This is a genomic window from Pseudomonas carassii (genome assembly GCF_036324045.1).
Lineage (GTDB): Bacteria > Pseudomonadota > Gammaproteobacteria > Pseudomonadales > Pseudomonadaceae > Aquipseudomonas > Aquipseudomonas peradeniyensis.
In genome coordinates, this window is sequence record NZ_JAZDCT010000050.1 from 1 (window position 1) to 14,149 (window position 14,149).

Here is a 14,149-nt window from a genome sequence, read left to right on the forward strand (position 1 = left end):
GGGGCGGCTTTGGTTACTTTGGCCGCGGACGGCGAGTTAAGACCAAAGTAACCCGCCGTAAGGGCGGAAAGGTGACTAAATGTCGATATCGTCTACGAATGCGCATACAAAAACCAAAACAATCACTAAAGCCCCAGCCCCAGCCCCAGCCTCTATAGCCCCTCCAAAACCATCTCCAAAAACGTAGCCACCACCCGCCGCATCCTCTGCTCACTCAAACAAACCAGCGTCTCAGTCAAATGCCGTCGACAATCCACAATCGGCAAAGCACAAACCCTCGCATCAGCCCCAAACTCCGCCGCCGAAACAACCCCAACGCCAATCCCCACCACCACCGCCTCCCGCGCCGCCTCGCGCCCCTCGACCTGGATCGCCGGCCGAATCCGCAACCCGGCCCGCTGCATTTCCTCCTCCAGCGTCTGCCGCGTCACCGACCCCGGCTCCCGCAGCACCAACGGCGTGTCGTCCAGGTCAGCCAGGCTGATCTGCCCCCGGCTGGCCCACGGATGGTTGTGCGAGACAAACGCCACCATCGGGTCACGCCGCATCGGCACGCAGAACAACCGCTCGTCATCGACATCGCGCCCGAGCAGGGCCAGGTCCGCCTGGTAGCTGAACAGCCGGGCCAGCGACTCGTCGGTGTTGCCGGTCTCGATCTTCACCTGGATCCCCGGATAGCGCTGGCAGAACCGGGCGATCTGCGGCAGCACGTGCACCGGCGCGTCCACCGCCAGGGTCAGGCTGCCGGTGTGCAGGGCGCGGGAGTCCTGCAGCAGCTCCACGGCCTCGGCCTCGCAGGCGAACAGGCGCTGGGTCACGCCCAGCAGGCGCTCGCCCAGGTCGGTCAGCTGCACCGAGCGCTTGTTGCGCTGGAACAGCAGCACGCCGAAGCGCTCCTCGAGCTTGCGCACCTGGTCGGAGACCGCCGGCTGGGTCAGGAACAGCTTCTGCGCCGCACGGGTGAAGCTGCCCTGTTCGGCGACTGCATGAAAGGCCTTGAGTTGAGCATGGGAGACCGACATCGAACACTCCGCTTACAAGCTGGGCTTATGTGTGAAATACGATAAATCGATTTTATTTATCAGTCAGCAGCTGTTTCCATGTGTTTCAACCCGACCACGCCGCCACGAGCGGCGTCATGTCGGCCATGGCGACACCACCGCCATCTGACCAGGTGACGTCCCTCCGTCACGCAGTGCGCAACACAACAACAAGACAGGCGTTTCTTCACATTCTGCCGGCACACTCAAGCAAGAGGTCAGAGTCAATGAACCAATCCCTGGGCGCCATCAAGCGCTGGCGCGTGCAGATCTTCGCAATCACCTGGCTGGCCTACGCCGCCTTCTACTTCACCCGCAAAGCCTTCTCGGTGGCCAAGCTCGGCATCGGCGAGGATCCGAATTTCATGCTCGACAAGGCCGCGATGGCCAACCTCGACGCGATCTACCTGGCCGCCTACGCCGTGGGCCAGTTCACCTGGGGCATGCTCGCCGACCGTTTCGGACCCCGCGTGGTGGTGCTAGGCGGGCTGCTGATCTCGGCGGCGGCCGCGGTGGTGATGGGCAGCTACGCGACCTTCCCGATCTTCGCCACCTGCATGCTGATCCAGGGGTTGGCGCAGTCCACCGGCTGGGCGGGGCTGTGCAAGAACATCGGCAGTTTCTTCCCGGCCTCCCAGCGCGGACGGGTGCTGGGGCTATGGAGTTCGTGCTACGCCTTCGGTGGCTTGGTGGCCTCGCCGTTTGCCGGCTGGTGGGCCTACACCCTGGTCGGCACCTGGCACGCGGCATTCTTCTCCAGCGCCGTGGTGGTGGCCGCGGTGGCGGTGCTGTTCTTCATTTTCCAGCGCAACAAGCCCGAGGACGTCGGCCTGCCGGCGGTGGAGCCCGAGCCGCAGAGCATGGCGCCGGGGGCGAACCTGTGCAGCGTCTGGGCACCGTTGCGCGAGATCCTGCGTAACCGCACGGTGCTGACCCTGGGCCTGGCCTATTTCATGTTGAAACCGGCGCGCTACGCCATCCTGCTGTGGGGGCCGGTGATCGTCTTCGAACAGATGCCGTCGGTGGGCAAGGTCGGCGCGGCGATCATCCCCACGGCCTTCGAACTGGCCGGGCTGCTCGGGCCGATCCTCATCGGCCTGGCCTCGGACAAGCTGTTCGGCGCCCGGCGCATGCCGGCCTGCGTGATCAGCCTGGTGCTGCTGACCCTGACCCTGGCTGGCTTCATGGCGGCGATGCACAGCGGCAGCGTGCTGCTTGTGGTGGCCCTGCTGTTCGTCATGGGCCTGACCCTGTACGGCCCGGACTCGATGATCAGCGGCGCCGCGGCCATCGACTTCGGCACGGCCAAGGCCGGCGCCACCGCGGCCGGCTTCGTCAACGGTTGCGGTTCGGTGGGCGCGGTGCTCGGTGGCCTGCTGCCCGGCTACTTCGACAGCGTCACGGTGTTCATCGTCTTCGCCGGCACCGCGCTGTTCTCCGCCCTGGTGCTGCTGCCGCACTGGAACAGTCGACCAGCGACCGCCGTGCAGGCCAATGACGTGGCACCCAATACCAGCATGGCGATCAAGCCACTGCGTACTTAAAGGAAAGCGAGTAGATGAGACCCTTCTGGCTGCAACAGGCCCTGGACCAGGAAGACGAGGCGCTGTGCCCGCCGCTCGCCGGTGACGTGCGCTGCGACGTGTGCATCGTCGGTGGTGGCTACACCGGCCTGTGGACCGCGCTGATGATCAAGGAACAGGCGCCGCAGCTGGAAGTGCTGCTGCTCGAGGCGGATATCTGCGGCGCCGGGGCCAGCGGGCGCAACGGTGGCTGCGCGCTGTCCTGGTCGGCCAAGTACTTCACCCTCGAGCGATTGTTCGGGGTGGCCGAGGCGGTGCGCCTGGTGCGTGAGTCCGAACGCAGCATCGGCGCCATCGGCGAGTTCTGCGCGGCCAACGGCATCCGCTGCGACTATCGCATGGACGGCACGCTCTACACCGCCACCAACCAGGCCCAGCTCGGTGGCACCGATGCGGTGATCGCTGCGCTGGAGCAACAGGGCATCAATTCGTTCCAGCGCCTGGCACTGGAGCAGGTACAGCGCCTGGCCGGCTCCGAACGGCACCTGGAGGGTTGGTATTCGCCGGCCGCGGCCACGGTGCAGCCGGGACGGCTGGTGCGTGGTCTGCGCCGGGTGGCCTTGCAACGCGGCGTGCGCATCCACGAGGGCACGGCGATGACTGGCCTGGAACATGGCGCGCCGGTGCAGGTGCGCACCCGCGCCGGCACCGTTCGCGCCGACCGCGTGGTGCTGGGCCTCAATGCCTGGATGGCGCGGGCCTTCCCGCAGTTCGAGCGCAGCGTGGCGATCGTTTCCAGCGACATGGTGATCACCGAGCCGTGCCCCGAACTGTTGCGCCAGATCGGCCTGGACAGCGGCGTCAGCGTGCTCGACTCGCGGATCTTCGTGCACTATTACCACAACACCTCCGATGGCCGGCTGATGCTCGGCAAGGGCGGCAATACCTTTGCCTACGGCGGGCGCATGCTGCCGGTGTTCGACCAGCCTTCGCCGTACCTGCCGCTGCTGCGTGAGAGCCTGGGCGAGTTCTTCCCGGCGCTGGCCGAGGTGCCGCTGGCGGCCAGTTGGAACGGGCCGTCGGACCGTTCGGTGACCGGGCTGCCGTTCTTCGGTCGGCTCGATGGGCAGGGCAACGTGTTCTACGGTTTCGGCTACTCCGGCAGCGGGGTGGGACCGTCCCACATGGGCGGGCAGATCCTGTCCTCGCTGGCACTGGGGCTGGACAACGCCTGGACCCGCTCACCGCTGGTCAAGGGGCCGCTGGGGCAGTTTCCGCCGGAGCCGGTGCGCTACCTGGGGTCGTTGCTGGTGCGCAACGCCATCCGCCGCAAGGAACGCGCCGAGGACCGTGGCGTGCGACCGCGGCGGCTGGACGTGCGCCTGGCGAAGTTCGCGGCGGCGGCGGGGAAGGCGGACAAGGGCTGAAACCGACGTGATTTCTTGTCGAACCTGGTGCGCAGGGCGTATAAACTCTCCCCACTTTAAGGCCGGTCGCTTCCTGAACCGGCCGCGGAAACAAAGAGAGTCGTTATGGGCGCACAGTGGAAAGCCAAACATAGAGAAACAGCGGCCAATGCCAAAGGCAAGATCATGGGCAAGCTGGCCAAGGAGATCCAGATCGCTGCCAAGTCGGGCGCCGACCCGGACATGAACCCGCGCCTGCGCCTGGCCATCGTCCAGGCCAAGAAAGCCTCGATGACCCGTGAGACCCTGGAGCGCGCGATCAAGAAAGGCGCGGGCCTGGACGGCGAGGCCGTGCAGTACCATGCCGTCAGCTACGAAGGCTTCGCCCCGCACCAGGTGCCGCTGATCGTCGAGTGCCTAACCGACAACATCAACCGCACCGTGGCCCAGATCCGCGTGCTGTTCCGCAAGGGCCAGCTCGGCGCCAGCGGCTCGGTGGCCTGGGACTTCAACCATGTCGGCCTGATCGAGGCCACCCCGGAAGGCGATGCCGACCCGGAAATGGCGGCCATCGAAGCCGGTGCCCAGGACTTCGAGGACGGCGAGGAAGAGGGTTCGACCCTGTTCATCACCGACACCACCGACCTGGACGCGGTGCAGAAGGCCCTGCCGGAGCATGGCTTCACCGTCACCTCGGCGAAGATCGGCTACACCCCGAAGAACCCGGTGAGCGCCGCTGGCCTGAGCGCCGAAGCGCTGGCCGAGGTCGAGGCCTTCCTCGAGGCGATCGACGAGAACGAAGACGTGCAGAACGTCTATGTCGGCCTGACCGACTGATCCGCGCGTCATCCTCGCGGGGCAACCCCACTCCCAGCACATCTGTGGGAGCGGGCTTGCCCCGCGATCATTTCCGGACCTGTGCCATGCACCCCACCTTCGCCTCCCTCAGCCTCACCCACCTGCGCACCCTCGACTGCCTCCTGCAACTGAAGAACCTCAGCCACGCCGCCGAGCGCCTGGGCTGCAGCCAATCGGCCCTGAGCCGCCAGCTGGCCAGCCTGCGCGAGGCCTTCGACGACCCGCTGCTGGTGCGCCAGGGCCGTGGCTATGTGCTCAGCGAGCATGCCGAGGCGCTGGTCGAACCGTTGCGCCAGGTGCTGGAGGAACTCAACGCCCTGCGCCAGCCCGCGGCGTTCGACCCGGCGCGCTGCGAGCGGCGCTTTTGCCTGGCCGCCTCCGACTATGTGGCCGAACACATGCTGCCGCAGTTGGTGAAGGTGCTGGAGCAGGAAGCGCCGGGGGTGTCGCTGGAGTACCGCACCTGGCAGGCCGGGCAGTACGCTTTGCTCGCCAGTGGCGAGATTGACCTGGCCACCACGTTGTTCGACGAGTCGCCGCCCAACCTGCATGGCCGGTTGCTGGGCGAGGACCGGGCGGTGTGCCTGATGCGCCATGATCATCCGCTGAGCGCCCGCGCCGAGCTGAGCCAGGACGACTACCTGGCCTTCAAGCACGTGCGGGTGTCCGGGGGCGGCGACAAGGACAGCTTCATCGACCGTCACCTGCGTGCCCAGGGGCTGCAGCGGCGCATCAGCCTGGAGGTGCCGTTCTTCAGCGCCATGGTCCAGGTGCTTGGCAATGGCCAGGCCCTGGCCACGGTGCCCGAGCACATCGCCCGGCAACTCGCGCGGCTGCACGGCCTGAGCTGGCGGCCGATGGGCTTCATCGACCACAACCAGCGTTACTGGGTGGTGTGGCACCAGCGCCTGCAGGCCTCGGCCGAGCACCGCTGGTTGCGCAATCGGGTGTTCGAGGTGTGGCGCCAGTCGCAGTTCGGCGTGCAGGGTGGGCATGCGCCTTCGCCATAGCAGCTATGCGCGAAGCGGGGTTATTCGCAGGCCGGCAGGCGCCTAGACTGCGGGCATTGTGTTGCCTGTGCCGGCCCTTTCGCGGGACAGGCAGCGGACACCTCTCAGGAGAACGCGCATGACCCCAGAAGAGTTTCGCCAGTACGGCCACCAACTGATCGACCTGATCGCCGACTACCGCCAGACCGTCGGCGAGCGTCCGGTCATGGCCCAGGTCCAGCCGGGCTACCTCAAGGCCGCCTTGCCTCAGGGCGCGCCGCAGCAGGGCGAGCCGTTCGAAGCCATCCTCGCCGACGTCGACAAGCTGGTGATGCCCGGCCTGTCCCACTGGCAGCACCCGAACTTCTACGGCTACTTCCCCTCCAACGGCACCCTGTCGTCGGTGCTCGGCGACTTCCTCAGCACCGGCCTGGGCGTGCTCGGCCTGTCCTGGCAGTCCAGCCCGGCCCTGAGCGAGCTGGAGGAAACCACCCTCGATTGGCTGCGCCAGCTGCTGGGCCTGAGCGGGCAGTGGAGCGGGGTGATCCAGGACACCGCCTCGACCAGCACCCTGGTGGCGCTGATCAGCGCCCGCGAGCGCGCCACCGATCACGCCCAGGTGCACGGCGGCCTGCAGGCCCAGGCCAAACCGTTGATCGTCTATGTCAGCGCCCACGCCCACAGCTCGGTGGACAAGGCCGCGCTGCTGGCCGGCTTCGGCCGCGACAACATCCGCCTGATCCCCACCGACGCGCGCTACGCCATGCGTCCTGAGGCACTGCGCGAAGCCATCGAGCAGGACCTGGCCGCCGGCAACCAACCCTGTGCCGTGGTCGCCACCACCGGCACCACCACCACCACCGCGCTGGACCCGCTGCGCCCGATCGGCGAGATCGCCCAGGCCAACCAGCTGTGGCTGCACGTGGACTCGGCCATGGCCGGCTCGGCGATGATCCTCCCGGAATGCCGCTGGATGTGGGACGGCATCGAGCTGGCCGACTCGGTGGTGGTCAACGCCCACAAGTGGTTGGGCGTGGCCTTCGACTGCTCGATCTACTACGTGCGCGATCCGCAGCACCTGATCCGGGTGATGAGCACCAACCCCAGCTACCTGCAGTCGGCGGTCGATGGTGAGGTGAAGAACCTGCGCGACTGGGGCATCCCGCTGGGGCGTCGGTTCCGGGCGCTGAAACTGTGGTTCATGCTGCGCAGCGAAGGGGTCGAGGCCCTGCAGCAACGCCTGCGCCGCGACCTGGAAAACACCCGCTGGCTGGCCGCCCAAATCGAGTCGACGGCGCAGTGGGAAGTGCTGGCGCCGGTGCAGTTGCAGACCCTGTGCATCCGCCATCGCCCGGTGGGCCTCGAGGGCGAGGCGCTGGATGCCCACACCCGCGGCTGGGCCGAGCGTCTCAACGCTTCGGGCGATGCCTACGTGACCCCGGCGACTCTGGACGGGCGCTGGATGGTGCGGGTGTCGGTGGGGGCGCTGCCGACCGAGCGTGAGCATGTCGAGCGACTGTGGGCCCGGTTGCAGGCGGTGGTGGCCGAGTAACACGGCAAATCCAGGCGCTGGAACCTGTCGCGGGGCAAGCCTGCTCCCACGTGTTTGTGGGAGTGGCCTTGCCCCGCGACTCGTTTTGCAAGGCTGACAGAGCAAGGCTATCACCCCCCAATAGCGCCTCTATTAGACCTCTGCCCAGGCTCGACTAGTCTTTCTGCTGGTTCCGCGAAAAGCCGGTGCACAGGCGTGCCCGGCCACAACTGATGAGGAGTGGCGCGCTTGCGGGCGCGCCTGTTCCAACACCTGGCAGCGAAAATACAAGAACGCCCGGAAATCTGAATTGAACCGACCCAAAAGGTAGAAGCAGATGGCGAACGAATCGAAATGCCCGTTCCATCAGACCGCCGGTGGCGGCACCAGCAACCGTGACTGGTGGCCTGACCAGCTCAACCTGAAGATCCTCCACCAGCACTCCAGCAAGTCCGACCCCATGGACCCGGACTTCGACTACGCCAAGGCGTTCAAGAGCCTCGACTTCCAGGCCCTGAAAAAAGACCTGACCGCCTTGATGACTGACTCACAGGACTGGTGGCCGGCCGACTTCGGCCACTATGGCCCGCTGTTCATTCGCATGGCCTGGCACAGCGCCGGCACCTACCGTATCGGTGACGGCCGTGGCGGCGCCGGCTCCGGCCAGCAGCGCTTCGCCCCGCTCAACAGCTGGCCGGACAACGTCAGCCTGGACAAGGCCCGGCGCCTGCTGTGGCCGATCAAGCAGAAGTACGGCAACAAGATCTCCTGGGCCGACCTGATCGTGCTCACCGGCAACGTCGCTCTCGAATCCATGGGCTTCAAGACCTTCGGCTTCTCCGGTGGTCGCGCCGATGTGTGGGAGCCGGACGAAGACGTGTACTGGGGCTCGGAAAAAGTCTGGCTCGGCGGGGACACCCGCTACGGCAAGGCCGAGGCCCCGGGCAAGGGCGACCTGGTGGCCGAGCCGGCCAAGCGCCCGGAAGAACAGGGCCGTGACCTGGCGGGTGAGCGCAACCTGGAGAACCCGCTGGCCGCCGTGCAGATGGGCCTGATCTATGTGAACCCGGAAGGGCCGGAGGGCAACCCCGATCCGGTCGCCTCGGGCAAGGACATCCGCGAGACCTTCGGCCGCATGGCCATGAACGATGAAGAGACCGTGGCGCTGATCGCCGGTGGCCACGCCTTCGGCAAGACCCACGGCGCCGGCCCTGCCGACAATGTCGGCGCCGAGCCGGAAGCGGCGGGCCTGGAGCAGCAAGGTTTTGGCTGGCACAACAAGTTCGGTACCGGCAAGGGCGGCGACACCATCACCAGTGGCCTGGAAGTGATCTGGACCTCGACCCCGACGAAGTGGAGCAACGAGTACCTCAACAACCTGTTCAACTTCGAGTGGGAGCTGACCAAGAGCCCGGCCGGTGCCCACCAGTGGCGGCCGAAGGATGGCAAGGGGGCAGGGACCGTGCCCGATGCCCATGACCCCGGCAAGAAGCACGCGCCATCGATGCTCACCTCTGACCTGGCGCTGCGTTTCGACCCTATCTACGAACCCATCGCCCGGCGTTTCAAAGACAACCCTGACCAGCTCGCCGACGCTTTCGCCCGCGCCTGGTACAAGCTGATCCACCGCGACATGGGCCCGCTGGCCCGCTACCTCGGGCCGGAAATGCCCAACGAGGAGCTGCTGTGGCAGGATCCGCTGCCCAAATCAGGACCGCAACCGAGCGACGCCGATATCGCCGCGCTCAAGGCCAAGGTGCTGGCTTCGGGGCTGAGTGTTCCGGAACTGGTCTCCGCCGCCTGGGCCTCGGCCTCGACCTTCCGCGGTTCCGACAAGCGCGGTGGCGCCAACGGTGCGCGGTTGCGCCTGGCTCCGCAGAACGGCTGGACGGCGAACCAGGGCCTGGACAAGGTGCTGACGGCACTGGAGAAGATCCGCAGCGAGGGCGGTAACAAGATCTCCCTGGCCGACCTGATCGTGCTGGCCGGCAGCGTGGCGGTGGAGAAGGCCGCCAAGGATGCCGGGCACAACATCAGCGTGCAGTTCCATCCGGGGCGCGTGGATGCCTCGCAGGAGCAGACCGATGTCGAATCGTTCGCCGTGCTCGAGCCGCTGGCCGACGGTTTCCGCAATTTCAGCAAGGCGCGATACAGCGTCAAGGCCGAGAAGCTGCTGCTGGACAAGGCCCAGCTGCTGACGCTCACCGCACCGGAGCTGACCGTGCTGATCGGCGGCCTGCGGGTGCTCGGCGCCAACCATGGCGGCAGCAAGGACGGCGTGTTCACCGACAAGGTCGGCGTGCTCAGCAACGACTTCTTCCGCAACCTGCTGGACATGGGCGTGGAGTGGAAGCCGACCTCGGCCGACAACGAGGCGTTCGAAGGCCGTGACCGCAAGACCGGTCAGGTGAAATGGACCGCCAGCCGGGTCGACCTGGTGTTCGGCTCCCATGCGCAGTTGCGTGCCCTGAGCGAGGTGTATGGCAGCAGCGATGCCAAGGACAAGTTCGTCAAGGACTTCGTGGCGGCGTGGGTGAAGGTCATGGAACTGGACAGGTTCGACCTGACCTGAGGAAAGGCGTGGGAGAAGTTTGTGGGAGCGGGCTTGCCCCGCGATGAGGCCTGAACGGTTGATGGCCATCATCGCGGGGCAAGCCCGCTCCCACGAGAAGCCCCAGGGCTATCACCTACAGGTCTTGGGATACCCCAGGCTGATCGTTGCCTGGGGTGTCCTCATGCAATGACGCCTGCGAGGTCTCCGGCAAGGCCAACCCGCCCACCAACGCCAGCAAGGCAATCACCACCAGATAGAACGCCGGCGCCAGCCGGCTGCCGCTCTGTTCGATCAGCCAGGTCGCCACCAGCGGCGCGGTGCCGCCGAACAGGGTGTAGGCGACGTTGTAGGTGATCGCCGAGGCCGTGTAGCGGCTGCGGGTAGGGAAGCATTCCGACAGCAGCGCGGCGGTGACTACGCCGCTCATCAGTGCGCCGATGGCCAGCAGGATCACCCCCAGCAAGGCTCCTGACAGTGAACCGGAACTGGCCAGCCAGTAGGCGGGGAACACCGCGAGCATCACCCACAGGCAGGTGAAGCCGATGGTCCGGCGCCGGCCGACGCGGTCGCTGAAGGCACCCGCCAGCGGGCAGCCGGCGGCAGCGAACAACAGGGCCACGGTCGAGACCAGCAGCGCCTGGGCGCGGCTGAGGTGGCCGACCGTCTGCAGGTAGGTGGCGAAGTAGGTGGTGAACATGTAGAACGACAGCGCTGTCAGCGAGATGAACGCGCCGAGGTTGCGGATGGTGCGGCCGTGGTGGCGCAGGGTATCACCCAGCGGTGAGTGCGCGTGGGCCTTGCCTTCGGCCAGCGCCTGGCGAAACGCCGGGGTTTCCTCCATGCGCCAGCGCAGGTACAGGCCCACCAGGCCCAGGGGCGCGGCCACCAGGAACGGCACGCGCCAGCCCCAGGCATTCATCGCCTCGGGCGTGAGGCTGGCTTCCAGGCCGTAGGCGATGACCGCCGCGCAGGCGAAGGCGCTGAATGTCGAGACCGGCACGAAGCTGCCGTAGAACGCCCGCCGGCCCCGTGGCGCGTGCTCCATCAGGTAGGCGCAGGCGCCGGCATACTCGCCGCCCGCGGAAAACCCCTGCAGGCAGCGGGCGAGGGTGAGCAGGACCGGGGCCAGCACGCCGATGCTGGCGTAGGTCGGCAGCAGGCCGATCAGGGTGGTGGAGCCGGCCATCAGCAGGATGGTCAGCGACAGGATGCGCTTGCGTCCGAGCCGGTCGCCCAGCGCGCCGAACACGATACCGCCCAGCGGGCGCAGGGCGAAGGCCACGGCGAACACGGCGAAAGTCTTGAGCAGGGCGACGCTGGCGTCCTCGCTGGCGAAGAACTGGCTGGCGATCAGGGTGGCGAGAAAACCGTAGACGGCGAAGTCGAACCATTCGACGAAGTTGCCGATGGCCGAGGCGGCGATCACCCGCCGCAAGGTGGCGGGCGGGACCTCATGGGGGATGGACATGGATGCTCTCCGTTGCACTGGGCAGCCTGGGCGGATGCGGCGCGCTCGGGGCGCGCCGTCGTTGTTCTGCGACCAGTAGACAAGCGGCAGGGCGAGGAGGCTTTGTCGGGGGCGACCTCCGGATATCCGTTAGCACCGCCCCCTCGACCTCATGGCCGCACAAGCGATCTCGGCACGTGAGGCATCAGTACCAGGGGGGCGATCACCTCGACCTCGTTGTTCTCGAACAAGCCCTCGGGTACGGGCGGGTAGGTGGTTTGCCAGCATTGGCGCTCGACCAGTTGCGCCAGCTGTTTGAAGTCGGAGGTTACCGTCAGCGGGGGCAGCCGGCTTTGCACGGCGGGGGAGCTGCGCATGGCCTTGCAGGCGGTGGGTTGGTTGTTTCGGTCCAGGGTCAGCTTGAGCGTGACCACGCCAACCAGGGTGCCCTGGTTGGCGGCAGCGATCCGGTTGATGAGCGCGCTCTGCATGGCTGCCGTGAAGCTGGCCATGGTGATGGGGTCGACTTTCGTGCTGGCCTGGGGAGTGGCACTGCAGGCCATGAGGGTCGCCAGGCTGAGGGCGGCGAGGGGCAGCAGGGTGAGGCGGTGGTTCTGTGACACGGGAACGTCCTTGGTTGGGAGCTTCGGTACTTTCGTGTACCGGGTTGGAAAAACGGTAGGTCCGCTGGATGAACGAGGCCGGGGTGATGATCTTCAGAGGAACAGGTTGCGGTCACTCCTGATCGCAACGAGTGGGTAGTGCGATGCGTGCAGGTCCTTGAGCGACTCGGGGCAGCACAAAGGCGCGGGATCTTACAGCACTCTGGAAGGTCAAGCATGATTTGTGGGAACGGCCCTGTGCGCGTGTGGCGCTTGCATTAAGCTACCGCCTCCAATCACTGCAAGGAGGCTCATCATGGGTGTGCGCGGCAACGACCGGCAAATCGACAACATCGAGTTCAACGTGGGCGATATCGCCCGCAGCAAGGCTTTTTATGGCCAGGTGTTCGGCTGGACCTTCACCGACTACGGCCCTACCTACACCGAGTTCAGCGATGGTCGCCTCACGGGTGGTTTCACCACGGGCGAACCGGTATGCCCGGGCGGGCCGCTGATCATCCTGTATGCCGCTGACCTGGCGCAGGTCCAGCAGCGCATCGAGGCGGCCGGCGCGCGAATCAGCCGACAGGTGTTCGCGTTTCCTGGTGGACGGCGTTTCCATTTCATCGACCCGGACGGCTATGAGCTGGCGGTGTGGACGGCCGACGCTGTGTAGATGTCAGGCCGGGCTGTCGATGCAGACGCGGTTGCGCCCCTTCTTCTTGGCCTGGTAAAGCGCCTTGTCCGCCCTGGCCAGGGCATCGGCGGGTGTGTCGGCGTCGTGGGGCTGCCAGCTGGCCACGCCCAGGGAGATGGTCAGTACGCCGATCGGCGCGACCGGGGTGTGCTCGACCGTCAGGCGCAGGTGCCCGGCGACGGCTGTCGCCACCTCCAGGCCGGCCCCCGGCAGCAGCATGAGGAATTCCTCGCCGCCGGTACGGCACAGCACGTCGCCTTCGCGGCAGGTACCGCGCATCAGCCCGGCCAGTTGCTGCAGCACCCGGTCGCCGGCATCGTGGCCATGGCTGTCGTTGATCCGCTTGAAGTGGTCGATGTCCAGCACCACCACGGCAAACCCGCGCAGCTCGGCCTGCTGCACGCGCAGCGCCTGCTGCAGCCCGCGACGGTTGACCAGCCCGGTCAGCGGGTCGGTCTGGGCATCGCGGTTGAGCCGGCCGATACGCTCCTGCAGCAGGTTCACGCCAAACAGCAAGGCGCGCTTGAGCTCCGCGGCCTCGGCGTACCAGGCGCGGACCTGGTGGATGCGCTCGGTGGTCTGCTGCTGGCCCATGCCTCGGGCGACACTGGTCAACTGCCGCAACGGGTGGGCGATGACCTGCGTGAGCCAGTAGAGCAGCAGGCAGCCAAGCAGGGCCAGCGGCGCGGAAATGGCCACCACATTGAGGATCAGCTGGCGCAGCGGTGCCACGGTCTGGCGCAGTGGCTGCTGGGCGACGATGGTCCAGCCGGCGCTGGGCACCGTGGCGAAGCCGGCGAGCATCTCCACGCCCTGGCTGTTGACCAGGCGACGGGTACCGTGATCGAGGGTCGGCAGTTCGTCGAGCAGCGGGTTGTCGTCCACCAGGGTGCCGACCCGCTTGCCGTCAGGGTGAAACAGCAGCCGGCGATTGCGGTCGACCACGTACAGGTACGAGCCGTTCTGGTAGAAGTGCGTGCCCAGCAGGCTGTTGAGCAGGTTGCGTTCGCGCAGGTACAGGCTGCCGCCGATATAGCCGTGGTAGTGGCCGTCGGCATCGAAGATCGGTTGCGACAGGATCACCAGCAGGTTGTCGGCCGCCGACAGGAACGGCGTGGAGATCAGCGTGCGACGTGCGCGCAGCGCCTCCAGGGCGCCGGGTGAGGACGCCTGGGTCCCGGCCAGGTGTTGCAGCGGGGCGGGCGAGAGCGCGCGCAAGGTCCCCTGGGCGTCGATCCTCAAGGTGGAGTTGAACAGGTTGCCCTGCTGCTGCAGGCGGTCGATCTCACCCTGCACCAGGCTGTCGTCGTCCGGGTGCAGGCCACATTGCCTGGCGCTGTAGGCCAGTTGCTGCAGGGCATTGACCAGGGTGGTCTCGGTCACCGCGGCCAGCTTGGCGGCATAGGCCCGGTTGGCTTCCAGGGCGCTGTCGATCAGCAGTTGCCGTTGCACCCGGTAACTGGCGAAGTAGCTGGCCAGCAGCATGACCAGGGCCGTGGTGG

Annotated in this window: 11 protein-coding genes; 7 read left to right on the forward strand and 4 right to left on the reverse strand. The window is 66.8% G+C overall.

All coding sequences use genetic code 11. The annotated features are described in order from the left end of the window. Positions 1 to 152: 152 nt before the first annotated feature. The gene (locus V0R62_RS24905) at positions 153 to 1,022 is read right to left on the reverse strand and encodes a LysR substrate-binding domain-containing protein (protein WP_330105599.1); all 870 of its coding nucleotides are present in this window, start codon (positions 1,020 to 1,022) and stop codon (positions 153 to 155) included. A 245-nt stretch (positions 1,023 to 1,267) separates the two neighbouring features. Between V0R62_RS24905 and V0R62_RS24910 the strand changes: the two genes are divergently transcribed. The 6 genes from V0R62_RS24910 to katG all read left to right on the forward strand — a co-directional run bounded on the left by V0R62_RS24910 (position 1,268) and on the right by katG (position 9,919). Beyond that, positions 1,268 to 2,584: an MFS transporter gene (locus tag V0R62_RS24910; RefSeq protein WP_198745488.1), complete on the forward strand. Its 1,317-nt coding sequence runs from the start codon at positions 1,268 to 1,270 to the stop codon at positions 2,582 to 2,584. A 14-nt stretch (positions 2,585 to 2,598) separates the two neighbouring features. Beyond that, a complete protein-coding gene (locus V0R62_RS24915) occupies positions 2,599 to 3,990 on the forward strand; it encodes an FAD-dependent oxidoreductase (protein WP_330105600.1) in 1,392 nt (463 codons plus the stop codon). A 105-nt stretch (positions 3,991 to 4,095) separates the two neighbouring features. After that, positions 4,096 to 4,806, forward strand: a complete 711-nt coding sequence (locus V0R62_RS24920; RefSeq protein ID WP_028688730.1) for a YebC/PmpR family DNA-binding transcriptional regulator — start codon at positions 4,096 to 4,098, stop codon at positions 4,804 to 4,806. Between the two features lie 86 nt (positions 4,807 to 4,892). Next, positions 4,893 to 5,837, forward strand: a complete 945-nt coding sequence (locus V0R62_RS24925) for a LysR family transcriptional regulator (RefSeq protein WP_330105601.1) — start codon at positions 4,893 to 4,895, stop codon at positions 5,835 to 5,837. Between the two features lie 118 nt (positions 5,838 to 5,955). After that, positions 5,956 to 7,368, forward strand: coding sequence for a DOPA decarboxylase (locus tag V0R62_RS24930; RefSeq protein ID WP_330105602.1), 1,413 nt, complete (start codon positions 5,956 to 5,958; stop codon positions 7,366 to 7,368). A 316-nt stretch (positions 7,369 to 7,684) separates the two neighbouring features. Beyond that, positions 7,685 to 9,919: a catalase/peroxidase HPI gene (katG, locus tag V0R62_RS24935; protein WP_330105603.1), complete on the forward strand. Its 2,235-nt coding sequence runs from the start codon at positions 7,685 to 7,687 to the stop codon at positions 9,917 to 9,919. Between the two features lie 115 nt (positions 9,920 to 10,034). On the opposite strand, the gene V0R62_RS24940 is transcribed toward katG, so the two are convergent. Together V0R62_RS24940 and V0R62_RS24945 are read right to left on the reverse strand one after the other, a co-directional pair. Continuing rightward, the gene (locus V0R62_RS24940) at positions 10,035 to 11,369 is read right to left on the reverse strand and encodes an MFS transporter (RefSeq protein WP_330105604.1); all 1,335 of its coding nucleotides are present in this window, start codon (positions 11,367 to 11,369) and stop codon (positions 10,035 to 10,037) included. A 149-nt stretch (positions 11,370 to 11,518) separates the two neighbouring features. Further along, positions 11,519 to 11,971, reverse strand: coding sequence for a hypothetical protein (locus V0R62_RS24945; RefSeq protein ID WP_330105605.1), 453 nt, complete (start codon positions 11,969 to 11,971; stop codon positions 11,519 to 11,521). A gap of 295 nt (positions 11,972 to 12,266) precedes the next feature. On the opposite strand from V0R62_RS24945, the gene V0R62_RS24950 reads away from it, so the two are divergent. Beyond that, on the forward strand, positions 12,267 to 12,626 hold the full coding sequence (locus V0R62_RS24950; protein WP_330105606.1) for a VOC family protein: 360 nt from the start codon (positions 12,267 to 12,269) through the stop codon (positions 12,624 to 12,626). Positions 12,627 to 12,629: 3 nt separating this feature from the next. On the opposite strand, the gene V0R62_RS24955 is transcribed toward V0R62_RS24950, so the two are convergent. Further along, positions 12,630 to 14,132 carry a sensor domain-containing diguanylate cyclase gene (locus tag V0R62_RS24955; protein WP_456239205.1) on the reverse strand — a complete coding sequence of 501 codons (1,503 nt, stop codon included), beginning with the start codon at positions 14,130 to 14,132 and terminating at the stop codon, positions 12,630 to 12,632. Positions 14,133 to 14,149 lie beyond the last annotated feature (17 nt).